Consider the following 24,492-nt stretch of genomic DNA (forward strand, 5'->3'; position numbering starts at 1 on the left):
CCGATGACCGATACGCCGCAGCAGGCCGCCCCGGTCGAGGAGATCGAGGACACCGCGCCCGCCGAACCACGCCCGACCGACGGTGATTTCGCCGCAAGGCACGCCGAGCTCGCCGCGGGCTACGGCGGTGCGGGCGACCCCGACGATCCGGCGCTGGTGCAGGCCATGCAGATGGTGCTGTACCTGCCCAAAACCGACCCGCCCGCCCGCAGCGCGCTGCTGGCGTCCGCGGCGGCGTCCGCGGTGGCGCTGTGCCTGGATCCGCGCGTCGGCCCCGGCGGGGAATGGGCCGACCGATACCTGGCGTGGAAACGGTCCCGGATCCGCAAGGTCGCCCGGCGTGCGCGCGGGGCGCAGTGGGCCGCGGCGAACGAGGTCGACGGCGTCACCGTGGAGCTCGGTGGCGCACAGGCCCGCGCGCTCGTCCCCGGCCCGGTCGGCGCGATCGACCCGCGGATCAGGAAGCTGCAGATCGGCGGCACCGACCTCGACCATGACGACCCGGGCCCGCCGGATCCCGAACTGCCCGTGCTGTGGGTGAATTCGGCCCTCGGCATGACCCTCGGCAAGGCCGCGGCACAGGTGGGGCACGCGAGCATGCTGCTCGCCGGTGCGCTGCCCGAGCGTGCCGCGCTGGCCTGGGCCGAGCGTGAGTTCGCCTGCGCGGTGCGCGAATCGGATCCCGAGCACTGGGCCGAGCTGAGCCGCGCGGTGCACGCGGGCACGGCCGTCGCGGTGCGCGATGCCGGATTCACCGAAGTGGCACCGGGTTCGATGACGGTCATCGCCACACCCGGCCTGCTCACTCGCTGAATCGCCCGGTATCTGTCACCGCCGGTACGCGGCCCGGTCGTACGCGCGCGTGGCTTTTGAGCCAAGATGGAGCGCGTGCCGCAACCGGATCCCGATCTGCTCATCGATTTCACCGACGTCACCATCCGCCGCTCGGGCCATACCCTCGTCGGCCCGGTCACCTGGCAGGTGGAGCTCGACGAACGCTGGGTCGTGCTCGGCCCCAACGGCGCGGGCAAGACCTCGCTGCTGCGGATGGCCGCCGCTGAGGTGCATCCCACCTCGGGCATCGCGCATCTGCTCGGCGAGGTGCTCGGCAAGGTCGACGTCAGCGAACTGCGCCCGCGCATCGGTCTGTCCTCGGCCGCGGTAGCGGGCCGGGTGCCGCGCGAGGAGAAGGTCAGCGATCTGGTGGTCTCGGCCGGCTACGCGGTGCTCGGCCGTTGGCGCGAACGCTACGACGACGTCGACACCGACCGCGCCATCGACATGCTGGAAAGCCTCGGCGCCGAGCACCTGGCCGACCGCACCTACGGCACCCTCTCCGAGGGCGAGCGCAAACGCGTGCTGATCGCCCGTGCGCTGATGACCGACCCGGAACTGCTGCTGCTCGACGAACCCGCCGCCGGCCTGGATCTCGGCGGCCGCGAGGAACTGGTCGAGCGCCTGGGCGATCTGGCCGCCGATCCGGACGCACCGGCCATCGTGCTGGTCACCCACCACGTGGAGGAGATCCCACCGGGGTTCACCCACGGGCTGCTACTCAACGAGGGCTCCGTCGTCGCCCAGGGGCTGCTGACGGATGTGCTGACGGCGGAGAACCTCAGCGAGGCCTTCAGTCAGTCCATCGCGCTCGATCGAGTCGACGGACGATACTTCGCGCGCCGGGCGCGCCGCTTCGGCAAACACCGTTCTCGCTGAGTGGTCGGAACCCCACGCCGTCGGCGTGCCCGTTCCCAAGCGAGCGTTAGGGTGCAGGAATGAGTGATGTGGTGCTGCCCAAGGATGCTTCGACGGTGATGCTGGTGCGCGACGGGGCCACCGGCCCCGAGGTGTTCCTCCAGCGCCGGGTCGGAGCCATGGCCTTCGCCGCGGGCATGACCGTCTTCCCCGGCGGCGGCGTCGACGCCTCCGACGCGACCGCCGACATCGCCTGGGCCGGGCCGGAACCGGCCTGGTGGGCCGAGCGTTTCCGCACCACCGAACCGCGCGCACAGGCCCTGGTCTGTGCCGCCGTGCGGGAAACCTTCGAAGAGTGCGGAGTGCTGCTGGCCGGCCCGGCCGCCGACCAGGTGGTCGCCGATACCACCGGCTATCGCGAGGCCAGGGGCAAGCTGGAGCGGCGTGAGCTGTCGCTGGCGCAGTTCCTGGTCGAGGAGACCCTGGTGCTGCGCGCCGATCTGCTGCGCCCGTGGGCCAACTGGATCACCCCCGAGGTCGAGAAGCGTCGCTACGACACCCGATTCTTCGTCGCCGTGCTGCCCGAAGGCCAGCGTGCCGACGGCGCGACCTCCGAAGCCGACGAGGTCCAGTGGCGTACCCCCGCGGAAGCGCTGGACCGCTGGCGAGCCGGGGCCGACATCCTGCTGCCGCCCACCTGGGCTCAGCTGGACGCGCTGTCCGGCTACGCCTCCACCGCCGAGATCCTGGCCGCCGAGCGCGCCATCGACCCGATCGAACCGGTGTTCAGTGCCGCCGAGGGCAGGAAGGCGCTCAGCTTCCCGGACTGCGCCCGGTACTTCGACGACCTTCCCGATCAGCGCAAGCTGCAGGGCTCCACGCGCGAATGAAAGATCCGGCGCGCACCCGGTAGGTTGCCAGCCATGGCCGAATTCGTGACCGTGGACGAGCTGGACGGCGAGACCGAACGCCGGGTGGCGGTACTGCGTATCGCCCGTGCGCCGATGAACCTGCTGAACATCCAGGTGGTGCGGGAGCTGGCCGCCGCGGCGCATGCGGTCGGCGTGGATCCGCGCATCGGCGCGGTGGTGGTCTACGGCGACGAACGCGTCTTCTGCGCCGGCGACGATCTCGCCGAACTGGCCGCGCTCTCCGCCGAGCAGGCCGGCGCCGTGGCCGCCGATCTGCAGCACGCGCTCGGCTGCCTGGCCCGGCTTCCGCAGCCGACGGTGGCCGCGATCAGCGGCTACGCGCTCGGTTCCGGCCTGGAACTCGCCCTCGGCGCCGACCGCCGCGTCATCGGCGACAACGTCAAGCTCGGGCTGCCGCAGATCAAGGCGGGCCTGATCCCGCTGGCAGGCATCCGCAGGCTCACCGCGCTCATCGGGCCGGGCGCCGCCAAGGATCTGGTGTACACCGGCCGCTTCGTGGAACCGGACGAGGCACGCGCCCTCGGACTGGTCGACGAGGTCGTGGCACCCGATGACGTCTACACCGCGGCGGTGGGTTGGGCGCGTGGTTTCCTCGACGGTCCGGCCCGCGCGTTGGCGGCCGCGAAAGCGGTCTTCGAGGCGGGCCCGCACGGCCACGATCGGGCCCGAATCGCGTGGTCGGAGCTGTTCGGCACGGAAGACCGCCTGATAGGAACACGTTCTTATTTGGCCGACGGGCCCGGCTCGGCGGAGTTCGTCGGACGCTGATCCGCCGCCGCGCGCGCGATCCCACCCACTGGTATGTGACGACCTACAGCGAGGGTTTAGGCTAGGCCACCATGACGGTACGCCACGACGACCCCGCGCCGAACCCGCATGCCACCGAGGCCGAGGTCGAAGCCGCGCTCAAGGACACCAAACTCGCCCAGGTCCTCTACCACGACTGGGAAGCCGAGACCTACGACGACAAGTGGTCGATCTCCTATGACGAACGGTGTATCGAGTACGCGCGCGGCCGCTTCGACGCGGCGGTCGGGCCGGTGGCGCTGCCCTACGGCCGGGCGCTGGAACTCGGTTGCGGCACCGGCTTCTTCCTGCTGAACCTGATGCAGGCCGGGGTGGCCAAGAGCGGTTCGGTGACCGACCTGTCGCCGGGCATGGTGAAGGTCGCCCTGCGCAACGCGCAGAACCTCGGCCTGGACGTGGACGGCCGCGTCGCCGACGCCGAAACCATCCCCTACGAGGACAACACCTTCGACCTGGTGGTCGGCCACGCCGTGCTGCACCACATCCCGGATGTCGAACTCGCGCTGAAGGAATGCCTGCGCGTGCTCAAGCCGGGCGGGCGCCTGGTCTTCGCCGGCGAGCCCACCACCGCCGGCAATTTCTACGCGCGCTGGCTCGGGCGGATCACCTGGGGCGCCACCACCAACCTCACCAAGCTGCCCGGTCTGGCGAGCTGGCGCCGTCCGCAGGAGGAGCTGGACGAGTCCTCGCGCGCCGCCGCCCTCGAGGCCGTCGTCGACCTGCACACCTTCACCCCCGACCAGCTCGAGGCGATGGCCCGCTCGGCCGGCGCGGTCGAGGTCGCCGCGCACACCGAGGAGTTCGCCGCGGCGCTGTGGGGCTGGCCGGTGCGCACCTTCGAGGCCGCCGTGCCCGCCGAAAAGCTCACCTGGCGCTACCGGATGGCGATGTACAAGGCGTGGCTGGGCCTGAGCTGGGTCGACGAGAACGTCATGCGCCGGGTGGTGCCGCGCCAGTTCTTCTACAACGCCATGATCACCGGTGTGAAGCCGGGCGCCCCGGGCCAGTAGTGGGCTACGGCTTCAGCCACGAGGACGTCGTCTTCCTGGCCGGTGCGGCGGGCGCCGCCGCACTGGCCGACGTGGACCGGCTGGAGCTGACCCCGTCGACGCACCTGCGCGATCTGGAGCGGGTGCGCCGCGACCATGGCGACCGGGCGGCGGCACTGATCGAGACGGTGCGGCTACGCCGCCGGGCCGCCGCCAAACTCGCCGACGCGGGGGAGTGGCTGTTCACCGACGACGCGCTCCAGCAGGCCACGCCAACAGTGGTGGCGCGGCACCGGGCGGCCCGGCTCGCCGGTCGCGCCGTCCACGATGTGACCTGCTCGATCGGCGCGGAACTGGCCGAGCTGGCGCGGGTGTGCCCGGCCGTGATCGGCAGCGACCTGGACGACGTTCGCCTCGCGATGGCGCGGCACAATCTAGGCCGATCGGCGCTGTCGCTGGCGCGGCGGCCGGCCCGAACGATTGGCATTATCGGCACGACGGCTGCTGTCGACGAACCGGCCGACTATGCATCGACCGGTTCGGTGTCGTCCGACAACACGTCCGCCGGGGTTGTCGTGCCGGAGCGAATCGCACCTGCTCGGCGGCCCGGCGACGACGCGGTAACCGCCCGAAATGTGCTGCTGGTCAAGGCGGATGCATTGGTCCCGTGTACCCGGGACATTGTGATCATCGCTGATCCAGCGCGCCGAGCCGACGGCAGGCGAACGCACGATCCGGCGAAACTCCAACCACCGCTGCCGAACCTCCTCGCCGCCTATCCCGGTCGTGATCTGGCCGTGAAATGCGCCCCCGGACTGGATTTCGATAGCCTCGACTGGACCGGAGAGATCGAGGTCGTGTCCCTCGACGGTTCGGTCCGGGAAGCCTGCCTGTGGTCGCCCGGACTGACCGACTCCGGCGTCACCCGCCGTGCGACGGTGCTGTCGTCGACTGGCCGGGCCACCATCCTCACCGACGCCGAGCCCGACGACATCCCCGAACGCGCCCCCGGCGAATGGATCATCGACCCCGACGGCGCCATCGTCCGCGCCGGCCTGGTCCGCCAGTACGCGGCGAAACACGGTCTCTGGCAGCTGGACCCGCGTATCGCCTACCTCACCGGCGACCGGGTGCCCGAGGGCGTGCGCGGCTTCCGGGTGCTCGACCAGCTGGATTTCCGCGAGAAGTCGTTGCGCTCCGAGCTGCGCCGACGGGACTGCGGCGCGCTGGAGATCCTGGTGCGCGGCGTCGACGTCGACCCGGACCAGCTGCGCCGCCGCCTGAAACCGACCGGCTCCCAGCCCTTCACGCTCGTGATCATGCGCATCGGCCGCCACGCCACCGTGTTCCTGTGTGAGGCCGTAGCTGCCGCTCGGCCCGACTCCGGATAGCTCTGCCCGACCGCCGCCGAGGACGCCAGGCACATGATCGATCTCGGGCGCGACCCGGAAGCCTGCCGCGTTACGCCTCGCTGCGTGATCGCGCGCGGCCCGGGTGCTCAGGTGATCGCTTCCATCTTCTTCACCACCCGCTGCACCGTGAGCCAGGTGCGGGTGGTGATGTCCTTGCCGTAGGTGCGCTCCAGCCAGGCCATGAAATCGGGAGTCCTCGGCGTGCTGTTGTCGACGACGAACAGGAAGACCCGGGCGGCGGGGTCGTAGCCGACCACGCGGGTGAGTGGATCGGGATCGTCGGGCAGCTCGATCGGCTCGTTGCTGGTGCTCTTCAGGAAGGTCGCGGTCAGGTAGGTGCCGCGCCCATGGGTCAGTCCCTCGAACGGCTCGGAGTCCAGCAGCGTGCGCAGCTCGTCGTAGTCGCGGATGATGGTGCCGCCCGGGATGCCCAGTTCCCGATTGAGTGCCCGCTGGATCCGGTCCTCCAGCTCGGCCGGATCGGCCTCGCCGGTGCGGAAGACGATATTGCCGCTCGACAGCACCGAGGCGACCGCCTCGAAGCCGAGCCCGGTGAACACGCCTCTGAGCTTGTCGTTGGTCATGTTCGGGTTCATCGGGGCGATCCCGCGCAACAGCGCCGCGTACCTCGTCATGGGGCAGACCGTAATGGATCGCGCCGACAACCGGGCGTTACCGCAGCCGTGATCGGGCCCCGCGCGGGCGGCGGGCCCGCCGCTCAGGCCTGAGCCGGGGCGCCGTTCTTCTTGCGTTCGATGTCCTCGAGCGCGGCGAGGTAGGCCGCGCGCTGTTCGGCACCGGACTCCCAGGCCGCCTTGCGGTTCTTGACCACCTTGGCCGGTGCGCCGACGGCAATGGAGTAGTCGGGGATCTCGCCCTTGACCACGGCGTGCGCGCCGAGCACGCAGCCACGGCCGACGCGGGTCTCGCGCAGCACCGTCACCTTGGCCGCGATCCAGGTGTCCGGGCCGATGCGGACCGGGCTCTTCACGATGCCCTGATCCTTGATCGGCATGGTGATGTCGTCCATCTTGTGGTCGAAGTCGCAGATGTAGCACCAGTCCGCGACCAGCGTCGACTCACCGATCTCGATATCGAGGTAGGTGTTGACGACGTTGTCCTTGCCGAAGACCACCTTGTCGCCGATGCGCAGCGAACCCTCGTGGCAGCGGATGGCATTGCCGTCGCCGATGTGCACCCAGCGGCCGATCTCCATCCGGCCCAGCTCCGGGGTCGCGTGGATCTCCACCCGCCGGCCGAGGAACACCATGCCGCGCAACACGATATGCGGGTTGGTCAGCCGGAACTTGAACAGTCGGTAGTAGCGCACCAGGTACCACGGCGTGTAGGCACGGTTGGCGATCACCCAGCGCAGCGACGCCATGGTGAGAAAGCGTGCCTGCTGCGGATCGCGGCGCCGCGATCCCCGCCACCGTGAACGCAACGGTGCGCCCCACATGCTCGTCACGAACTGTTCTCCCGTCGTGTGTCCGCCTATCGCGCACACAGCCTACTGACGTGCTGCCCCGAGCGGATCGATACCCGTCGGCTAACCTCACTGGCACGCGCGGGCGCGCGGGGAGATGATCACGGCAGATCGCGTGTGAAGGAGAGCAGCAGGTGCGAATCGGCAGCGTACGAGCTGTATCCGGGCGGCAACGGCTGCGGGTGAATACGGCGGCGGCGCTACTGGCAGTGGGCGCGGTGGTGCTCACCGGCTGCGGCACCGATGTCGATGACATCACCGTCGGCCCCGGCCTCGGCTGGCCCGGCGCCCATCACGACGCCCGCAACAGCGGTACCAGCCCGGTCACCGGCGCGCACGCGGTGGAGTTGAAGTGGTCGCGCCCGGTGGGCGGGCCGATCGCGACTCCGGTCGGGGTGGCGGCCGAGGGCCAGATGTTCGTCACCACCCGCACACCGTCGGGCTGCAATATCTTCTCCTTCCAGATGCCCACCGGCCGCAAACGGTTCTGTAACCCGATGGGGCCGAACGCGATCTCCTCGCCGACGCTGATCGATGGCCTCGCCAACGTCTACGTCGGCGACGACAGCGGCGTGACGTCGATGAACTACCTCGGCCAGCCGCGCTGGCGCACCGCGGTGGCGGGCGTGCCCGTCTCGTTGCAGTTCACCGGCGACAGCAACCTGCTCACCATCACCCAGGCCGGCCAGATCGATGTGCTGTCACGGCAGACCGGTCAGCGGCTGGTGCCCACCATGCAGTTGCTCGGCCAGCCCGATCATCTCGAACTTCCCGCTCTCAGCTGGCCGCCGTCCGGTGACGGCCTCGACGACTGCCCCACCGGCGGCCCGCAGTGCGCGGTGGCCAATGTCTCGCCCATCGACACCGACTCCGGGCGCTTCTACGCCACCGTGTGGCGTCCGGGCGACGCCAGGGCCTCGCTGGTGGCGTTGCGCTACATCGACGGCGAGATCGAGCGGTTGTGGAGCGCCGAGATGCTGGAGGGCGGCAGCGCCACCAGCCCGGCCCTGTCGGCCGACGGCAGCACCGTCTACGTGGGCGACAACAGCGACCGGCTGATCGCCGTCGACGCCATGGAGGGCAGCACCAAATGGGTGCATCCGCTGGAGTGGACTCCGCGCCGCGGCATCTCCGTCTCCGCCGACGGGCTGATCATCCCGGCCGGCGACGACGGCTACCTGCTGGCCCTGCGCGACAACGGCGACAGCGTCGAACAGGTCTGGGAGCGTAAGGATCTCGGCCACCGGGGCACGCCCGCCCAGACCGCGGGCCACACCGGCTACACGGTGGCGGCCATCGGTGACGGCCTCAACCTGATCACCTTCGATACCGAGACCGGCCAGACCCTCGACTCGGACGTGCTGCCCGGTGCGAGCGGCACCACCACCGGAACCTCGGTCAGCGCCGACGGCGAGGTGGTCGTGGCCACCCGGATCGGCGAGATCTTCGTCTTCGCCCCGCAGGAATGAGCCGGCCGGTCAGACCGGCTGGTTGGGATCGCGTTCCGGCAGTGGGCGCATGGTGATCACCGGACGCCCGAGCGGGGTCCGCACCCGTCGCTTGGCGGACTGATACACCTGCGCGGTCTCGGCGGCCACCACATCCCAGGAGAAATCGGCGGTCAGGCGTTCGCGGGCGGCGTAGGCGCGTTCCTGGGCGGCGGCCGGATCGTCGAGCACGGCGCGCACCGCCTGCACGAGTCCGTCCACGTCGGCCGGTTCGAAGGACGCCCCGGTCACGCCGTCGATTACGGCCTCACCGAGCCCACCGGCCGTGGAGGTGACCAGGGGGGTGCCCGCCGCGGCCGCCTCCAGCGCGACGATCCCGAAGGGTTCGTAGCGACTCGGCAGCACGATGGCGTCGGCGCCGTGCAGCCAGCCGAGCAGTTCGGTGTGGTCGAGCTGGCCGGCGAAGGTGACCGCCCGCGCCACCCGGTGCACCCTGGCCCGCTCGCGCAGCCATTCGAACTGGGTGCCGACCCCGGCGATGGTGAGCGTGGTGCCGGGGTGGGCGCGCCGGATCCGCGGCAGCGCCGCGATCGCGTCCTGCACGCCCTTCTCGTATTCGAGCCTGCCCACATACAGCAGCCGCGGCGGTCCGGTGCGCGGCGGCCGCGGCCGGAAGGTCCAGGCGCCGACATCGATACCGTTGCGGATGACGGTCAGCGGGATGCGGTCGGGGCTGTAGAGCCGCTCCACCTCGTCCTGCATGGAGGCCGAACAAGTGATGAGCGCGTCGGATTCATTGGCCAGCCACCACTCCACCGAATGGACCTGGCGATTGACCCGGCCGGAGACCCAGCCGCTGTGCCGGCCGGCCTCGGTGGCGTGAATGGTCGAGACCAGCGGCACGTCGTAGTACTCGGCCAGGGCGATGGCCGGATGGGCCACCAGCCAGTCGTGGGCGTGCACCACATCGGGGGTCCAGCCCTCGCCGATGCCGGGCTTGTTCAGTGCGACGCCGGCGCGCACCATCGCGTGGCCCATCGCCAGCGTCCACGCGAGCATGTCCTCGCCGAAATCGAAGAACGGCGGGTCCTCGGCGACCGCGACCACCAGGACGCCGTCGGCGATGTAGGAATGCGTGGGGTGGGTCGACGGGTCGGTGCCGGTGGGGCGGCGCGCCAGCACGACCACTTCGTGGCCCGCGGCGGCGAGCTCGGTGGCCAGGTGATGGACGTGTCTGCCCAGCCCGCCGACGACGACCGGCGGGTATTCCCACGACACCATCAAGATCTTCATGTATGTCCTTCTGAGGTGGCAGCGCGCAGCCGACGCGCGTCCAGGGCCGGGAAGAATCCGTCGGCCGCCCCCCATCCTGCCGCCAACTGCCGTGCTTTGGCGAGCTGACCGGCCCCGACGGCCGCGGCGATCTCACGCACCGCGTGCGCGTGCTGGTGTGCGCGTTCGCGGGCGTAGCCGGCGGCGGAGTCCTTGCTGACCATGAACGCCCAGTCGCTGGACACGGTCAGGATGGCCTCGCGCAGGAGTTGATCGGCCACCTGGTCGCGGCCGGTCGCCGAGGAATCCGCGCGCATCTTGTCGACGGTGTCCAGCGCGAGGGCGACGATATCGTCGTTGAGCTCCACCAGATCGCGCACCTGATCGCCGGCCCAGACCCGCCAGTCCTTACCCGAGCCCCACGACGAATCGGTCAACTGCACCGGCTCGCCGACATAGCCGTTCGCCCGCGCGTCGGCCAGGGTGCCGACGGTGACGCCCGCCTCGGGCAGCGCGCGCAGCACCTGCCCCAGCCACTGCGGACCCTCGTGCCACCAGTGCCCGAACAGCTCGGTGTCGAAGGCCGCAACCACCAGCGCGGGCCTGCCGATCCGCTCGGACTCGCCGATCAGCCGTTCGCGCACGGTGGCGACGAAATCGTCGACGTCGGCGCGCACCGCGGCGGCTGCCAGCTCGGGGTCGTAGGGCGCCTTGTCCGGCCCGGCGACCGATTTGCCGGTGACCCGGGCCGGTTTGAGACCGGTGGCGTGGTCGTAGTGATGGAAATCGCGGTAGGCACTGTGGCCCGGATAGCCGGACTTCGGCGACCAGACCCGGTAGCTGACCTGGAGATCGCGGCCGAAGGCCACCACATCGGATTCGCGAACCGGCCGTCCGAGGCTGGAATCGCCGCGCAGCGCCGGCCCGTCGACCATGAAATGCGTCACACCCGCGGCGGCGTAGCCGACCTCCATGCCGGGGGTGTAACCGCATTCGGGCGCCCAGATCCCGGACGGGGTGTGGCCCCAGCGCAGCCGGGCGTCGGCGAGCCCTTCGGTGAGCTGGAATTCGCGCAGTCGGGGATCGAGCAGCGGCTGGAACGGATGGGCCAGCGGGCCGCCGAGCAGTTCGATCGCCTCGGCATCGATCAGCTGCCGCCACACCGGGGCGGCGCCATGACGCCAATGCTGTTCGAACTCCGCCAATGCGGCCGCGGCCAGCCGGTGCTCATGCCTGCCGAGCGCGATGTTGCCGGCCATCGCGGCCTCGTCGGCGCGCAACTGCCAATTGCCCAGCCAGTGATGCATACCGGCCAGGCAGTGCGGATCGTCGAGCTGGGCGGCGAGCACCGGGGTGATGCCGAGCGTCAGCAGATGCGAACGGCCTTCGGCGGCAAGGGTCCTCAGAACGTCGACGACCGGAAGGTAGGACGCGGCCCAGGACTGATAGAGCCATTCCTCACCCACCGGCCAGCGGCCGTGATGGGCCAGCCACGGCAGATGCGAATGCAGGACCAGGGTGAACTGGCCGGGCACGGGTTGTGCGTTATCGGTCAAGGCTTCACCGCGATGGCCACCAGGTCCAGGCTGGCATCGATGTCGTCGGTGGTCAGGGCGAAATCGTCGACGGTCACCGCGGCGACGTCGGCGGTGAGTTCGGCAGGCCAGGGTTCACCGGCCAGCGCGCGCTCGATCTGCGCATCGATGAACGAGCCACCGTGCTTGGCGTCCAGCGCTTTCAGCGTCTCGCCGTGGTGCACGCCGGTCATCACCGACACCTCGAAACCGGCCTCCACCAGCAGTTCGGTGAGTTCGGCGGCATTGAGTTCCCTGGTGTGGAACGGGTTGAGCGGAGTGTCGCGGCCGGGGGAGAAGGTGATCCGGTTCGGCGTGCTGATCAGCAGCTCGCCGCCCGGTCGCAGCACCCGCAGGCATTCCCGCAGGAACTGTGCCTGATCCCAAAGATGTTCGATCACTTGGAAATTCACCACCACGTCGACCGAGGCGTCGTCCAGCGGCAGATCGGCGAGATTGCCCTGGATCATCTCCACGCGCGGGTAGCGCGCGCGCACGTGCTCGACCGCGCTCGCGTCATAGTCCAGCCCGATCACCCGGGTGGCGACGCCGGCGATCATGTCGGCGCCGTAGCCCTCGCCCGAACCCGCCTCGAGCACCACCTTGCCCGCGCAGCGCTCCAGCAGTCGCGCGTAGACGATCTCGTGCCTGCGGAACCAGTAGTTCTCCTCGGCGATTCCAGGCACGGTGCGCTCGCCGGTCAGCGGCAGCGGGTCGAGTGCGCCCGGCGTCGCGGCGGTCATGGGTGCCGGTTCGCCTACTGCGGCAGGAATCACAGCCTCACTCATCGTTCTGACGTTACTGGTACGGGCCGGTGAACTTGTTCCCGGTCTGGTGTTCAGGACCCTCGCGGAGTAAGTTACCCACGAGTAACTTAACGTAGGGTAGTGTCACGCCCTGAGCGACTCACATGGACGTACGGCCCGCCGGATCGTGCGACCGACCGCCCATACCCCGTGTACCCAGAACAGGAGGTCGACGAAGACCGATGCCGAACATCGTCGTACTCATCAAGCAGGTTCCCGACACCTGGTCCGAGCGCAAGCTCTCCGATGGTGATTTCACCCTCGACCGCGAGGCCGCCGACGCGGTGCTCGACGAGATCAACGAGCGCGCCGTCGAGGAAGCGCTGCTGATCAAGGAGGCGCAGGGCGGCGAGGTCACCGTGCTGTCGGCCGGACCCGACCGCGCCACCGAGGCCATCCGCAAGGCGCTGTCCATGGGCGCCGACAAGGCCATCCACATCAACGACCCGGCGATCCACGGCTCCGACGCCGTGCAGACCGCGTGGGTGCTGGCCGGCGCACTCGGCCAGGTGGAAGGCGTGGAGCTGGTCATCGCCGGTAACGAGGCCACCGACGGCCGCGCCGGCGCCGTGCCGGCGATCATCGCCGAATACCTCGGCATCCCGCAGCTCACCCACCTGCGCAAGCTGACCGTCGACGGCGACAAGATCACCGGCGAGCGCGAGACCGACGAGGGCGTGTTCAAGCTCGAGGCCAACCTCCCGGCCATCGTCTCGGTCACCGAGAAGATCAACGAGCCGCGCTTCCCCTCCTTCAAGGGCATCATGGCCGCCAAGAAGAAGGAAGTGCAGACCTTCACCCTGGCCGACCTCGGTATCGACCCCTCCACCGTGGGCGTGGCCAACGCCGGCACCGCGGTCACCGCGTCGACCCCGAAGCCCCCGCGTACCGCAGGCGAGAAGATCGCCGACGAGGGCGACGGCGGCACCAAGATCGCCCAGTACCTCATCGGTCAGAAGATCATCTGATCCCGCCCGTACCAGACTGCTTCGCGATGTGAATCCGATGCCCGCCCCGGTACCGCGCAGGGCATCGCGAACACCGCAATCAGACACAGGAGAACACAAATGGCAGAAGTACTTGTGCTCGTCGAGCACGCCGACGGTGCGGTCAAGAAGGTCAGCACCGAACTGATCACCGCCGCCCGTACCCTCGGCTCGCCGTCCGCCGTGGTGCTCGGCGCCGCGGGCACCGGTGAGAAGCTGGCCGACGCGCTCGCCGCGGCCGGCGCCGAGAAGATCTACATCGCCGAGTCCGACGATGTGGACAACTACCTGGTGACCCCGAAGGTCGACGTGCTGGCCGGTCTGGTCGAGGCCGCCTCGCCCGCCGCCGTCATCGTCGCCGCCTCCGCCGAGGGCAAGGAGGTGTCGGGCCGCCTCGCCGCGCGCATCGGCTCCGGCCTGCTCGTCGACGTCATCGGCGTCAACGCCGATGGCTCGGCCGTGCACTCCATCTTCGGTGGCGCCTTCACCGTCGACGCCAAGGCCACCGGCGACGTGCCGGTGATCTCGGTGCGCCCGGGTGCCATCGAGGCCGCCCCGCAGGCCGGTGCCGGCGAGAAGGTGACCGTCGAGGTTCCGGCGCAGGAAGAGGGCGTGGTCAAGGTGACCTCGCGCGAGCCCGTCGTCGCCGGTGACCGTCCGGAGCTCACCGAGGCCGGCATCGTCGTCTCCGGTGGCCGTGGTGTCGGCTCGGCCGACAACTTCTCGGTCGTCGAGGCGCTGGCCGACTCGCTGGGTGCCGCCGTCGGTGCCTCGCGTGCCGCCGTCGACTCGGGCTACTACCCGGGCCAGTTCCAGGTCGGCCAGACCGGTAAGACGGTCTCCCCGCAGCTCTACATCGCCCTCGGCATCTCCGGCGCCATCCAGCATCGCGCCGGTATGCAGACCTCGAAGACCATCGTCGCGGTCAACAAGGACGAAGAGGCCCCGATCTTCGAGATCGCGGACTACGGCATCGTGGGCGACCTGTTCAACGTCGCGCCGCAGCTGACCGAAGCGGTCAAGTCGCACAAGGGCTAGTCCGCCGCGCAGCGACGTGTGGCCCCGGCCGGAATTTCCGGCCGGGGCCACATGCGTTGGACGGCTGTATCGGTGCTGGTGGGTACCATGAGCGCATGACCGTGCCGAGTGCCTCGCGCACCGACCGTCCCGATCTTCCCGAGTACATGACCTGGGAAGAGCTGGAAAAGCTGCCCGAGGAGATCGCCGATCAGATCGAGCTGTGGGATCGGCGCGTGGTGTGGCTACGGCGTGGGCCGGGGGAACATCAGTTGGCCACATTGTTGCTGGCGCAGGAGATCAGGAGTTGCGCCGGCGACGACAGGGCCTCTCATCCTGAGCGGTGCTGGCGCGGGAATCTCGAAACCAATGTCTTCTTTGGAACGACCGGTAAATCCGACTTCGTCACGCCCGATTTCCTCGTCCACCGTTGCCTCCCGCCGGGCGCCGATGTCCGCGCCACCGACACGGTATTGGTCGGTGAGGTGTTGTCACCGTCGAATACACCAGGCGATGTCGAGGCGAAGAAGGCCCGGTACGCCGGCGCCGGCATCCCGTCGTACTGGGAAGTCGACCTGAAACCCGACCTCACCGGTATCGGAGCGATCCGCGTCTACATCCTCGAGATCGGCCATGCCGAACTGCCTTCCGGCGTACGCCCGCTCCGCTCGTCGAACTACCTGCTGGCCGGTGAATGGACACCAGATTCGGCGGACGGGGTGTCGTTCCCGTACCCCTTCCCGATCGAGATTTCCTGGTCCGCGCTGGCTTTCTGATCCGCACACCACGGCCGTTTCCCGGCACCCCGATGCGGTAGCGTCGCGGTGTTCGACCGCGATCGGAAGGAGCAGGCGTGCTGGGGGTGGGTACGACCTTCGCCGGGTATCAGCTCGAGGGTGTGCTGGGGCAGGGCGGGATGGGGACGGTGTATCTGGCCAAGCATCCGCGGCTGCCGCGCAGTGTGGCGTTGAAGCTGTTGAACAAGGCTGTGTCCGATGATCCCGAGCTCACGCGGCGGTTCGAGCTGGAGGCCGATGTGGTTGCGCGGCTGGATCATCCGGGGATCGTCGGGGTGTTCGATCGCGGAGCCGACGAGGGTCATCTGTGGATCGCGATGCAATATGTGCGCGGCACGGATGCCGGTTCCTGGAATGCGGGCATGCACCCGGCGTCGACGGCGGCGCGGCTGATCGGTGACACCGCCGGCGCGCTCGATTACGCGCACGGCCAGGGCGTACTGCACCGCGACGTGAAACCCGCCAACATCCTCATCGCCGATGCCGACGCGGGCCGCGAATCACACGCGGTGCTCACCGATTTCGGTATCGCCAGGCTCACCGAGGCCAACACCACACTCACCGCCACCGGAACCTTCACCGCCACCATCGCTTTCGGCTCACCGGAACAGCTCTCCGGTGAGGTCGTCGACGCGCGCAGCGATCAGTATTCGCTGGCCTGCACGCTGTTCGCGATCCTCGCTGGTCGCTCGCCGTACGCCTCGACCAATCCGGGCCAGGTAGTGATGGGGCACATCTCCCAGCCGGTGCCCCGGCTCACCGATATCCGCAAGGATCTGCCCCCGAGCGTCGACGCGGTGCTCGGCCGCGCCATGGCCAAACGGCGCGATGAGCGGTTCGGCAGTTGCACCGAATTCGCCACCGCGATGCGTGATGCGCTGGAGGGCAGGCATGTGGCTGTGCCGGTGCGTCCGTCGTCGCCGACCATCCGGCAAGCGGGGCCGATCGGTCCCGCCGGTGGCGCGAGTGTCTCCGGGCCGCCCGCCGCGTGGGCGCCGCACGGTGGCGTCCCGATGCCCGGTCCCGGGGCACGGTTCGCCGTGCCCGGCTACGGCCCGGCGCCATCGAATCCGGCGTACGGCCCGAAACCCTCGATGAAGACCGTGCTGACCGCCGGAATCATCACGCAGCTGTTCGGATTGCTCTTCGCCGGCATCTTCATCCTCGGCGTGACCGATACCGTCAAGGCGATCGGCGAAGGAAACGACAAGCTGGTGCAGCAGAACATTCCGCTACTCGGGGTGGTAGCGGCGGTCGCGCTGCTGTGGAATTCCGCAGGCCTTCTACTGCTGACCGGCAGACCTTCCGGACGGATACTGACGATCATCTGCTCGGTACTGGCCACTCTGCTGTGTCTCATCGCGTGTGTCGCGATCGGCGTCACCGGCGAATGGCTCGCGCTGATCGCCTATGTCCCGCTCCTGGTCATCGTGGGCACCGCGCTGGTCTGCGCCACCTCCCCGTCCACCAAACGATGGATCGCCTACCGGGTGGCGCTGCGCGGTGCGCATCGTTGGGGCTGAGCGGCACATCGTCGGCATCACAGGAGCGCCACCGGACCGGGCACCCGCCGGAAACGCAGACCCGCCGGACACGCAGCAAGAATTCGCTTGCCCGTGGCCGGCCCCGAGCCGCAGGCTGACCGGGTGACCATCGCACTGCCGCCGGACGTGGCCGCATCGATCCGCGATTTCTTCGGCGACGAGGGCGAGCACTGGCTGGCGACCCTACCGGGACTCGTGGCGGCCCGGTGCCGCGACTGGAGCCTCGAACTCATCGGCGAACCATTCGGGGGCGGCACCCATTCGTTCGTCGCGCCGGTGCGGCGCGACGATGGTTCGGTCGCGGTGCTGAAGGTTCCCTTCGTCGACGTGGAGAACGCCGGTGAGCCCGCAGGGTTGTACTGCTACGCCGGTGACGGCGCCGTGCGGCTGTTCGACTTCGATCCCGGTAGCGGTGCGATGCTGCTGGAATGGGCGCGACCCGGTCTTCCCTTGCTGGGACAGCCGACGCCGCCGCTGGAGGGTGCGCCCGAAAACGCAGGCAAAGTGCTGATCGCGGCCGAGTTGTACCGGCGCCTGCGGCGCGAACCCGGCGAGCTACCTCCCGGATATCCGGCACCGCCGTCGGCCGTGGAAGCAGTGGCCGAATGGGCGCAGTGGTCCGACGATCCGGAGATCGTCGCGGCGCTCCCCGCGCTGCTGCTCGATCGGGCTCGCCGCTGGTGCGCCGAGCTGGCCGAGCTCGACGGCCCGCTGCTGATCGTCAACCGTGACACCCACCTGGGCAATATCGTTGCCGCCGAACGCGAGCCGTGGTTGTTGATCGACCCGAAGCCGTACCTGGGTGAGGCGGCCTACGACGCCGGGTTCCTGATCCTCAAACAGGTGCAGAGCGAGCCGAACCCGGCCGACGCGCGCCGGATGATCGCCATGACCGCCGACGCGCTCGGAGTAGATCGGGAACGTGCCCGCGGCTGGGCGTTCATGCGTGCGGTGGAGCAGGTCGTCTGGTCGATCGAGGACGAGGGCTCGCAACTGGAGCGGGATCTCGCGGTGGCGTGGGCCCTGGCCTGATCCGACCACCGCTCATGCGCAGTGCAACGCCGCCAGCAACGTCGTCAGAATGGGCGATCGGCGCGCACCCGTGCGCAGGACCGCCGAGACCGGCACGCGCAACGGGTGACCGGCCAACTCCAGCGTCGCGATGCCTTCGGTGGGGCTGTTGGCGTACAGGATCGTCCACGCGTCCGGGTGGTTGATCAGCTCCATGGTCGCCGTGTGATCCGGCGGGATGGGTGGACCGAAGGTGGGGCCGGAGGGCTGGTCGGCGAAGGCCGCGCGCACCACATTGTGCAGCAGCACCTGCTCGGATTCCGGCGGTAGCAGCAGGGGATAGGCGCTGAGTTCGGTCAGCGTCACGTCGGTGCGTCCGGCCAGCGGATGCGCGGGCGCGGTGGCGATCATCAGGTCCTCCACCCACAGCTGCTCCACCGTCAGCCCCGGCTGGTCCACGCTGCCGCGGATCAGCGCGAGGTCACAGTCGCCGTCCGCGACGGCGGCGATACGCTGGCGGAAGGGCTTGATGACGAACTCGATCTCGGCGCCGGGGTGGGCATCACGGGCGCCCGCGATCGCCGAGAGCGAGCGCGTCGCGAACGACATGTTCGCCGCCAGCCGGATGCGCGGGCGCGAGGTGCGCACCGCGGCCCTGATGGCAGACTCCAGGCTGAGCATCTGCTTGGCCAGCGGAAGGAGCCTGGTACTCGCGTCGGTGGGAACGACCGATCGGGTGGATCGCTCGAAGAGCTGGACGCCGAGGTCGTGTTCGAGCCGGGCGATCTGATGACTGATCGCCGACTGCGAGATGAAGCAGCGGGTCGCGGCCCTGCTGAAGCTGAGCTCCTCGCACACCGCGACGAAGTAGGTGAGCTGGCGCAGCTCCACCGTTACCTCCATTAATTAGTGATTCAGATAAGAGTCATCTGAATTATGCGCCCTGACGGGTGAAATATCTCGACTCCTGATAACGGTTCTTCATGATGAACAGGCTGTCATGATCAACAGGGGTGTTGTGAGGATGCGTAATACGGAAGCCGTACGGGCTGCGGAAACGGAGTTCGTCGAAGTCGTCATCGTCGGATCGGGCTTCGGCGGCCTCGCCGCGGCCAAGCAGTTGGCCAAATCGGATGTGCCCTACGTGCTGATCTCGAGCACGCCGGAACATTTGTTCCAGCCGCTGCTGTACCAGGTCGCCACCGGCGTGCTGGCCGCCGACGAGATCGCACCGCCCATCGCCTCGATCCTGCGCAGGCACGAGAAGGCCGATGTCCGGCTGGGCAAGGTCACCGCGATCGATCCCGATGCCGCCGAACTCGTCTACGAGACCGCCGATGGGCCGCGCCGTATCCGCTACGGCTCGCTGATCGCCGCCACCGGCGCCAACCAGTCGTATTTCGGCCGCGACGATTTCGCCGAGAAGACCTTCTCGCTCAAGACCATCGACGACGCCAAGCGGCTGCGCGCCCAGATCGACCACGTCTTCACCGAGGCGAAGCGCGCCGACAAGGAGACCCGCGAGCGGCTGCTCAGCTTCGTCGTCGTCGGAGCCGGTGCCACGGGTGTCGAGGTGGCAGGCCAGCTGGCCGAACTCGCCAAGCGCTACTACCACCAGGACGTGTCGGTCACCCTGGTCGAGGGCGCCGGTGAGGTGCTGCCGCCGTTCGGTGGCGGACTGTCGGAGTACGCGAAGCAATCGCTCACCAAGGGCGGGGTCGAGGTGCTGCTCGGCACCTTCGTCACCGATATCGAACCCGGCAAGGTGACCGTCAAGGACAAGCAGGGCGTCGAGCACCGGATCGCCGCGGAGACCGTCGTCTGGTCGGCGGGTGTGCAGGCCAGCGGCTTCACCGAGATCCTGGCCGAAGCCACCGGCGCCGAGACCGACCGCGCCGGGCGGCTGCTGATCAACCCGGACCTGACCGTCGGTGGCTACGCCGACATCTACGCCATCGGCGATATGACCTCGCTGAAGGGCTACCCGGGCCAGTCGCCGGTCGCGATGCAGGAAGGCAGGCACGCCGCCGACATCATCCGGCGCAAGAAGCTGCCCGGCACCGAGTTCGAGTACTGGGACAAGGGCAGCATGGCGGTGATCCGCCGGCGCAGCGCCATCGCCAAGGTGAGCGACAAGATCAAGTTCAAGGGCCTGATCGCCTGGTACATGTGGCTGGCGGTGCACCTGTTCTATCTGGTCGGCTTCCGTAACCGGTTCATGGCGGTGATGGGCTGGCTGGTCGCCTTCACCGGCAACGGCCGCCCCGGTTTCGCCGAGATCGACAAGGACCGCCCCGCCGTCGAGCAACAACCACCTATAGCTGCCTGACCAGGCTCGATACCTGCCGCGATCGCGTTGTCCCGCACCGGGACGGCGCGATCGGTTGTGCGTGGCCGACGCCGCAGGGAACGCGCGTCGACGTCGCGGTGAACACCGGGTGTGACGGCCGTCTCGTTCACCGAACGGGCATACACGCGACACTCGGCGGACGCTCCGGCGCAGTCTGCGGCTGGCCTCATAACGGATATGACTATTACGTCCGTGTTGACAGCCCCGGCTCGACCGACGGACACCGGGGTGGAACGGTCTCGGTATTCACTGGTCGTCTCCTCCGATACCGAGCACCGCACGGCAGCACAGCGCCTGCGCTACGACGTCTTCGCCGCCGAACCCGGCTTCGAAATCCCCGATGACGGCACCGGCCTCGACGCCGACCGCTTCGATGAGCACTGCGATCACCTGCTGGTTCGCGACGAGCTGACCGAGCAGTTCGTCGGCTGCTACCGGATGCTGCCGCCGGACAAGGTCGCCGCCGCGGGCGGCTATTACACCGCCACCGAATTCGACCTCACCCGCCTCGATCCCACCGGCCACCGCATCGTCGAGATGGGCCGCGCCTGTGTGGTGCCCGATCACCGCAACGGTTCGGTGCTGACCCTCATGTGGGCGGGCATCCTGCACTACATCCAGCTCACCGGATACGAGTGGGTGATGGGATGCGTGTCGGTGCCGATGCGCGACACTCCGGAGGATCCGGCCGGCGTCAACGTGCGCGGCGTACGCGACCTGCTGCTCGGCCGCCACGCCTGCGACCCCGAACGCCGGGTTGACCCGTATCGCCCGGTCGTGGTGGACGGCAAAACGCTCGACGAGCTCACCCCGCCCGCACGCCCCAAGCTGCCGCCGCTGCTGCGCGGCTACCTGCGCCTCGGTGCGGAGATCTGCGGTGAACCGGCTCACGACCCCGACTTCGCGGTCGCCGACTTCGTCGCCCTGCTCGGCCTCGACACCATCAACACCCGGTACCTGGAGCGGTTGCAGGGCGCCGCCGCCGGATTCGACAGCGGGCGGTGAGCGTCATGGTGTTCGACGCCCCGCCCGCGACCGCGGTGCATTCGTGGATGCCGGTCAGTCCCTGCGGGCCCGGCTGCGTTCAGGCCACCGATGCCGCGGGTTCGGCTCGGGTGGCCGGCCGTGCGGTCCGCCTGGCCGGACTGCTGGCCAGCTACCCGGCGGCCCATATCCTCACTCCCGCGCGCCGGCGCGAACAGCTGCAACGCGAGTACGCCCGCGCGGTGCTGCGCAGCTGCGGTATCACGCTGCGCGTGATCGACAATCGCGGATCGGGCGGTGGGCTCGGCGGGGATGCGCAGGGCCCGAGGGCGCAGTATGCCTCGCCCGGCACCGGTGTACTGGTGGTCGCCGGACATATCAGCTGGTCGGATGTGGTCGTGCTGGCCGCGGTGCAGCCGCTGAGCTTTGTCGCGCGCGCCGATCTGATCGACTGGCCGATGCTCGGCGGGCTGGCCAAGCTGATGCGGATCATTCCCATCGAGCGCGAGCGGTTGCGGACGCTGCCCGGGGTGGTCGCGCAGATCGCCGAACGCCTGAGCGCCGGGGAGCGGGTGGCGGCGTTCCCGGAGGGCACCACCTGGTGTGGGCGGGCCTTCGGCAAGCTGCGGCCCGCGCTGTTCCAGGCCGCGATCGACACCGGCACGCCGGTCCAGCCGATCCGGTTGCGCTACCTGGACGCGCACGGAGAGCCCTGCACCGCACCGGGTTTCGTGGGTGACGACACCTTCGCCACCTCGGCCCGGCGCATTCTGCGCTCGCGCGGCATCGTCGCCGAGATCGTGCTGGAGCCGATCCAGCAGCCCGGCTCCGACCGGCGTGAGCTGGCTCGGCGGTGTGAGGAACTGATGCGCACACCGCAGCTCTCCGATGGCGCGCGTTCGGCCCTCGCGGCGGCGAACTCCCACCTGGCAGATGCGGTCGCGCGGACGGAGCGGGCGCACACTGTCGCAGGGGTCTAGCGGGCGCACGTTCGCGAAAGGGAGGTAGGCGTCCGTCGTCGCCGCCCAGCGGCCACCCGCGCGGCAGGCCCACGCTGTCGGCGGAATCGCCGAGTCGAGTGCCGCCCAGCGCAGGGCAGCCGAGTGTGTGGTCAGCAGTTGTCCACCGACGACGGCGGATTCACCGCGGCACCGGCTGGTCCGGGCCTGCGAGCACGCAGGTGGTGCGGCTGAAGATCGACGGCATGCACTTGTTGCAGTGCGTGCACAGTGATGGCGTGTTCGCGTTCTGCTGGATCCGCAGCAGCAGATCCGGTTGCCGCAGCAGTGCCCGCGCCATCGCCACGAACTCGAATCCCTCGTCCATCGCCCGCTGCATGGTCTCGGCGGTGGTGATGCCGCCGAGCAGGACCAGCGGCATCTTCAGCTCGTAGCGGAACTGGCGGGCCAGGTCGAGCATGTAGGCCTCGCGGTACGGGTATTCGCGCAGGAAGAACCGTCCGCCCAGCCGCATGCCCCAGCCCATCGCCCCGGGGAAGGCCTTGGCGAATTCCTTGCGCGGGGCATCGCCGTGGAACAGGTACATCGGGTTGAGCAGCGAACTTCCGATGGTCAGCTCCAGGGCATCGAGGGTGCCGTCGGCTTCGAGCCAGCGCCCGATCTGCAAGCTCTCCTCCAGCCGCAGCCCGCCGACCACACCGTCGTCCATGTTCAGTTTCGCCAGCACCGCGAGGCGTCCACCGACCGCCTCGCGCACCGCCTCGGCGACCTCACGCGCCAGCCGTGCGCGGTTGACGAGGCTGCCGCCGTAGGCATCGCGCCGGTGGTTGAGCAGCGGGCTGAAGAACGAGCTGATCAGGTAGTTGTGCCCGAAATGCAGTTCGACAGCGTCGAACCCGGATTCCTCGGCGGTGCGGGCGGCGTCGGCGAAGGCGCGCACCACGCGCCGCAATTCGGCCGCGTCGGGGCGCACGGTCCGAGCCATGCCCAGCGGACTGAACATCCGGCCCGGTGCGAGCGCGGGTACACGGTTGGACGCGGCATTGGCGACCGGCCCGGCGTGCCCGATCTGTGCGCTGGCGGCCGCGCCTTCGGCATGGATGGCGTCGGTGAGCCTGCGCAGGCCGGGCACCGCCTCCGGGCGCATCCAGATCTGATGCCGGTCGGTGCGGCCCTCGGGGGAGACGGCGCAGTAGGCGACCGTCGACATCGCGACTCCGCCGGCCGCGGGCGCGCGGTGGTACTCGATCAGATCGTCGGTGACGAGCGCGTCGGGTGTGCGGCCCTCGAAGGTCGCCGCTTTGATCACCCTGTTGCGCAAGGTGATCGGACCGAGCCCGGCGGGGGTGAAAACCGTGTTCATCGTGCCTCCACCGATGCGCTCAGGCCCGCGGTCACGAACGCCCGCAGTGTCGCGACCATCTGCGGCGACAGGTCACGATCCTCGGCCAGCGGCGAACCGAACTGGCCCAGAATGAGATCGAAGGCGAGCATCCAGCGCGACCGCGCCTCATGCGCGGACAGCGCCGGATACTGCTGCTGCAGCAAGTCGGCGAACGGGTCGAGGGTGAACCAGCGCGCGGTCCAGCCGATGTCCTGACGACCGAGCACCAGCCGCGCGAGCAGCCGGATATGCAACCGGCCGATCGGATCGTCGGCCAGCCGGGCCAGCGGGTCGAGCACCGCGTCCACGCATTCGGCCACCGTGGCCGCCCGCTCGGCGAGATCGTCCAGCGACGCCTCCCACAGCGGTCCGAGCCTGCTCTGCAACAACGCGGCGACCAGCGCCTGCTTGGACCCGAAGTGGTAGTGCACCGCGGCCGGGTTGACCTCGGCCGCGGCGCACACCGCGCGAATGGATACCCGCTCATAGCCCGATTCGAGCAGTAGGCGCTCGGCGGCCGCCAGCAGCCGCTCCCGGGTATCGGTGTCGACTCGACTCATGACACCGAGTAGAACACGTTTCAATCAGTGATTCAAGCAGTGATCGGAAGGCGGTCCTGCGCCCGCCGTGTTCGGCGTTGCGCCAGGTCAGAAAGCGCTACCGGTGGATGGCAGCGGGAAATGCCCACGGCCGTGGTGGCCTCGATCCCAGTCGTGGCGACCGTGGCGGCCCCGGTTCCAGTCGTGGTCGTGGTCGTGGCCGCGATTCCAGCTGCCGTGCCCGCCGTGGCCGTGGCCGTGGCCGTGGCCGCGACCATGCCCGTGGCCATGACGCCCGTGACCGGGCCGTTCGGCGGCGTCGAGACCGTCCGCAGGTTCCAGCGCGACGGGCGCCGCGAAGGCGGGGACCGCGAGTGCGGTGATCGGTGCAAGAGCGAGTGTGGAGGCCACCGCGATCCTGGCCAGAGTGCGCCGGGTGCGGTTGTGCGGGTGATTGTTTCGGCTCATCGGAATTACCTCGTTCGATACGGTCGCCGAGCCGG

General features: G+C 69.3%; 24 protein-coding genes. 15 read left to right on the forward strand and 9 right to left on the reverse strand.

Annotated features, from left to right (window positions below):
* Positions 1-3 precede the first annotated feature (3 nt).
* From AC5W7N_RS08895 to AC5W7N_RS08920, 6 genes are all read left to right on the forward strand, one after another.
* A complete protein-coding gene (locus AC5W7N_RS08895; RefSeq protein WP_495923498.1) occupies positions 4-813 on the forward strand; it encodes a peptidyl-tRNA hydrolase in 810 nt (269 codons plus the stop codon).
* Positions 814-879: 66 nt separating this feature from the next.
* Positions 880-1,713 (forward strand): ABC transporter ATP-binding protein, encoded by an 834-nt coding sequence (locus AC5W7N_RS08900; RefSeq protein WP_163816179.1) that lies wholly within the window; start codon positions 880-882, stop codon positions 1,711-1,713.
* Positions 1,714-1,772: 59 nt separating this feature from the next.
* A complete protein-coding gene (locus AC5W7N_RS08905) occupies positions 1,773-2,582 on the forward strand; it encodes an NUDIX hydrolase (protein WP_495923499.1) in 810 nt (269 codons plus the stop codon).
* A 33-nt stretch (positions 2,583-2,615) separates the two neighbouring features.
* The gene (locus AC5W7N_RS08910; protein ID WP_163816175.1) at positions 2,616-3,392 is read left to right on the forward strand and encodes an enoyl-CoA hydratase-related protein; all 777 of its coding nucleotides are present in this window, start codon (positions 2,616-2,618) and stop codon (positions 3,390-3,392) included.
* 71 nt (positions 3,393-3,463) lie between these two features.
* The gene (locus AC5W7N_RS08915) at positions 3,464-4,441 is read left to right on the forward strand and encodes a class I SAM-dependent methyltransferase (RefSeq protein WP_014352264.1); all 978 of its coding nucleotides are present in this window, start codon (positions 3,464-3,466) and stop codon (positions 4,439-4,441) included.
* On the forward strand, positions 4,441-5,811 hold the full coding sequence (locus AC5W7N_RS08920; RefSeq protein ID WP_495923500.1) for a THUMP-like domain-containing protein: 1,371 nt from the start codon (positions 4,441-4,443) through the stop codon (positions 5,809-5,811). The genes AC5W7N_RS08915 and AC5W7N_RS08920 overlap by 1 nt, the downstream gene beginning before the upstream one ends.
* A gap of 107 nt (positions 5,812-5,918) precedes the next feature.
* Here the strand turns inward: AC5W7N_RS08920 and AC5W7N_RS08925 are convergent, their stop codons facing one another.
* A complete protein-coding gene (locus AC5W7N_RS08925; protein WP_195019781.1) occupies positions 5,919-6,467 on the reverse strand; it encodes a DUF1697 domain-containing protein in 549 nt (182 codons plus the stop codon).
* Positions 6,468-6,550: 83 nt separating this feature from the next.
* A complete protein-coding gene (locus tag AC5W7N_RS08930) occupies positions 6,551-7,300 on the reverse strand; it encodes an acyltransferase (RefSeq protein WP_163816169.1) in 750 nt (249 codons plus the stop codon).
* A 152-nt stretch (positions 7,301-7,452) separates the two neighbouring features.
* Here AC5W7N_RS08930 and AC5W7N_RS08935 point away from each other — a divergent pair, with 152 nt between their 5' ends.
* Positions 7,453-8,787: an outer membrane protein assembly factor BamB family protein gene (locus tag AC5W7N_RS08935; RefSeq protein ID WP_280212970.1), complete on the forward strand. Its 1,335-nt coding sequence runs from the start codon at positions 7,453-7,455 to the stop codon at positions 8,785-8,787.
* A 9-nt stretch (positions 8,788-8,796) separates the two neighbouring features.
* Here AC5W7N_RS08935 and AC5W7N_RS08940 read toward each other — a convergent pair whose 3' ends face one another.
* The 3 genes from AC5W7N_RS08940 to AC5W7N_RS08950 are packed head-to-tail and all read right to left on the reverse strand — an operon-like array spanning position 8,797 to position 12,355.
* The gene (locus AC5W7N_RS08940) at positions 8,797-10,059 is read right to left on the reverse strand and encodes a glycosyltransferase family 4 protein (RefSeq protein WP_163816167.1); all 1,263 of its coding nucleotides are present in this window, start codon (positions 10,057-10,059) and stop codon (positions 8,797-8,799) included.
* Complete coding sequence (locus AC5W7N_RS08945) at positions 10,056-11,594, reverse strand: 1,4-alpha-glucan branching protein domain-containing protein (RefSeq protein WP_495923501.1); 1,539 nt, start codon at positions 11,592-11,594, stop codon at positions 10,056-10,058. The genes AC5W7N_RS08940 and AC5W7N_RS08945 overlap by 4 nt, the downstream gene beginning before the upstream one ends.
* Positions 11,591-12,355, reverse strand: a complete 765-nt coding sequence (locus AC5W7N_RS08950) for a class I SAM-dependent methyltransferase (RefSeq protein ID WP_163816202.1) — start codon at positions 12,353-12,355, stop codon at positions 11,591-11,593. Before AC5W7N_RS08950 ends, AC5W7N_RS08945 begins: the two co-directional genes overlap by 4 nt.
* Positions 12,356-12,600: 245 nt before the next feature.
* Between AC5W7N_RS08950 and AC5W7N_RS08955 the strand changes: the two genes are divergently transcribed.
* The 5 genes from AC5W7N_RS08955 (at position 12,601) to AC5W7N_RS08975 (ending at position 17,794) form a co-directional block, all read left to right on the forward strand.
* The gene (locus AC5W7N_RS08955; RefSeq protein ID WP_163816163.1) at positions 12,601-13,386 is read left to right on the forward strand and encodes an electron transfer flavoprotein subunit beta/FixA family protein; all 786 of its coding nucleotides are present in this window, start codon (positions 12,601-12,603) and stop codon (positions 13,384-13,386) included.
* Positions 13,387-13,485: 99 nt separating this feature from the next.
* Complete coding sequence (locus tag AC5W7N_RS08960; protein ID WP_163816161.1) at positions 13,486-14,442, forward strand: electron transfer flavoprotein subunit alpha/FixB family protein; 957 nt, start codon at positions 13,486-13,488, stop codon at positions 14,440-14,442.
* 95 nt (positions 14,443-14,537) lie between these two features.
* Entirely contained in the window at positions 14,538-15,197 is a 660-nt protein-coding gene (locus AC5W7N_RS08965; RefSeq protein ID WP_228815125.1) for a Uma2 family endonuclease, read from the forward strand.
* Between the two features lie 77 nt (positions 15,198-15,274).
* Entirely contained in the window at positions 15,275-16,741 is a 1,467-nt protein-coding gene (locus AC5W7N_RS08970) for a serine/threonine protein kinase (RefSeq protein ID WP_495923502.1), read from the forward strand.
* Between the two features lie 123 nt (positions 16,742-16,864).
* Positions 16,865-17,794, forward strand: a complete 930-nt coding sequence (locus AC5W7N_RS08975) for an aminoglycoside phosphotransferase family protein (RefSeq protein WP_495923503.1) — start codon at positions 16,865-16,867, stop codon at positions 17,792-17,794.
* 12 nt (positions 17,795-17,806) lie between these two features.
* Here AC5W7N_RS08975 and AC5W7N_RS08980 read toward each other — a convergent pair whose 3' ends face one another.
* Positions 17,807-18,664: a LysR family transcriptional regulator gene (locus tag AC5W7N_RS08980; protein WP_280211802.1), complete on the reverse strand. Its 858-nt coding sequence runs from the start codon at positions 18,662-18,664 to the stop codon at positions 17,807-17,809.
* A 133-nt stretch (positions 18,665-18,797) separates the two neighbouring features.
* On the opposite strand from AC5W7N_RS08980, the gene AC5W7N_RS08985 reads away from it, so the two are divergent.
* The 3 genes from AC5W7N_RS08985 to AC5W7N_RS08995 all read left to right on the forward strand — a co-directional run bounded on the left by AC5W7N_RS08985 (position 18,798) and on the right by AC5W7N_RS08995 (position 22,087).
* Positions 18,798-20,102, forward strand: a complete 1,305-nt coding sequence (locus AC5W7N_RS08985) for an NAD(P)/FAD-dependent oxidoreductase (RefSeq protein ID WP_194989301.1) — start codon at positions 18,798-18,800, stop codon at positions 20,100-20,102.
* Between the two features lie 198 nt (positions 20,103-20,300).
* A complete protein-coding gene (locus tag AC5W7N_RS08990; protein ID WP_194989300.1) occupies positions 20,301-21,128 on the forward strand; it encodes a GNAT family N-acetyltransferase in 828 nt (275 codons plus the stop codon).
* Between the two features lie 5 nt (positions 21,129-21,133).
* Entirely contained in the window at positions 21,134-22,087 is a 954-nt protein-coding gene (locus AC5W7N_RS08995) for a lysophospholipid acyltransferase family protein (protein ID WP_228815124.1), read from the forward strand.
* Positions 22,088-22,247: 160 nt separating this feature from the next.
* Here the strand turns inward: AC5W7N_RS08995 and AC5W7N_RS09000 are convergent, their stop codons facing one another.
* From AC5W7N_RS09000 to AC5W7N_RS09010, 3 genes are all read right to left on the reverse strand, one after another.
* On the reverse strand, positions 22,248-23,429 hold the full coding sequence (locus AC5W7N_RS09000) for an NADH:flavin oxidoreductase (protein ID WP_495923504.1): 1,182 nt from the start codon (positions 23,427-23,429) through the stop codon (positions 22,248-22,250).
* A complete protein-coding gene (locus AC5W7N_RS09005; protein WP_495923505.1) occupies positions 23,426-24,010 on the reverse strand; it encodes a TetR/AcrR family transcriptional regulator in 585 nt (194 codons plus the stop codon). The genes AC5W7N_RS09000 and AC5W7N_RS09005 overlap by 4 nt, the downstream gene beginning before the upstream one ends.
* 87 nt (positions 24,011-24,097) lie before the next feature.
* On the reverse strand, positions 24,098-24,457 hold the full coding sequence (locus tag AC5W7N_RS09010) for a hypothetical protein (RefSeq protein WP_195019773.1): 360 nt from the start codon (positions 24,455-24,457) through the stop codon (positions 24,098-24,100).
* Between the last annotated feature and the right edge of the window lie 35 nt (positions 24,458-24,492).

This window comes from Nocardia sp. CDC519, assembly GCF_059509835.1.

Excerpts from the sequence above, each read along its gene's own strand:
- AC5W7N_RS08895 (WP_495923498.1), top strand. The coding sequence starts at position 4 with ATGACCGATACGCCGCAGCAGGCCGCCCCGGTCGAGGAGATCGAGGAC.
- AC5W7N_RS08900 (WP_163816179.1), top strand. The coding sequence starts at position 880 with ATGGAGCGCGTGCCGCAACCGGATCCCGATCTGCTCATCGATTTCACC.
- AC5W7N_RS08905 (WP_495923499.1), top strand. The coding sequence starts at position 1,773 with ATGAGTGATGTGGTGCTGCCCAAGGATGCTTCGACGGTGATGCTGGTG.
- AC5W7N_RS08910 (WP_163816175.1), top strand. The coding sequence starts at position 2,616 with ATGGCCGAATTCGTGACCGTGGACGAGCTGGACGGCGAGACCGAACGC.
- AC5W7N_RS08915 (WP_014352264.1), top strand. The coding sequence starts at position 3,464 with ATGACGGTACGCCACGACGACCCCGCGCCGAACCCGCATGCCACCGAG.
- AC5W7N_RS08925 (WP_195019781.1), bottom strand. The coding sequence starts at position 6,467 with ATGACGAGGTACGCGGCGCTGTTGCGCGGGATCGCCCCGATGAACCCG.
- AC5W7N_RS08940 (WP_163816167.1), bottom strand. The coding sequence starts at position 10,059 with ATGAAGATCTTGATGGTGTCGTGGGAATACCCGCCGGTCGTCGTCGGC.
- AC5W7N_RS08950 (WP_163816202.1), bottom strand. The coding sequence starts at position 12,355 with ATGACCGCCGCGACGCCGGGCGCACTCGACCCGCTGCCGCTGACCGGC.
- AC5W7N_RS08955 (WP_163816163.1), top strand. The coding sequence starts at position 12,601 with ATGCCGAACATCGTCGTACTCATCAAGCAGGTTCCCGACACCTGGTCC.
- AC5W7N_RS08960 (WP_163816161.1), top strand. The coding sequence starts at position 13,486 with ATGGCAGAAGTACTTGTGCTCGTCGAGCACGCCGACGGTGCGGTCAAG.
- AC5W7N_RS08965 (WP_228815125.1), top strand. The coding sequence starts at position 14,538 with ATGACCGTGCCGAGTGCCTCGCGCACCGACCGTCCCGATCTTCCCGAG.
- AC5W7N_RS08985 (WP_194989301.1), top strand. The coding sequence starts at position 18,798 with ATGCGTAATACGGAAGCCGTACGGGCTGCGGAAACGGAGTTCGTCGAA.
- AC5W7N_RS08990 (WP_194989300.1), top strand. The coding sequence starts at position 20,301 with ATGACTATTACGTCCGTGTTGACAGCCCCGGCTCGACCGACGGACACC.
- AC5W7N_RS08995 (WP_228815124.1), top strand. The coding sequence starts at position 21,134 with ATGGTGTTCGACGCCCCGCCCGCGACCGCGGTGCATTCGTGGATGCCG.
- AC5W7N_RS09000 (WP_495923504.1), bottom strand. The coding sequence starts at position 23,429 with ATGAACACGGTTTTCACCCCCGCCGGGCTCGGTCCGATCACCTTGCGC.
- AC5W7N_RS09005 (WP_495923505.1), bottom strand. The coding sequence starts at position 24,010 with ATGAGTCGAGTCGACACCGATACCCGGGAGCGGCTGCTGGCGGCCGCC.
- AC5W7N_RS09010 (WP_195019773.1), bottom strand. The coding sequence starts at position 24,457 with ATGAGCCGAAACAATCACCCGCACAACCGCACCCGGCGCACTCTGGCC.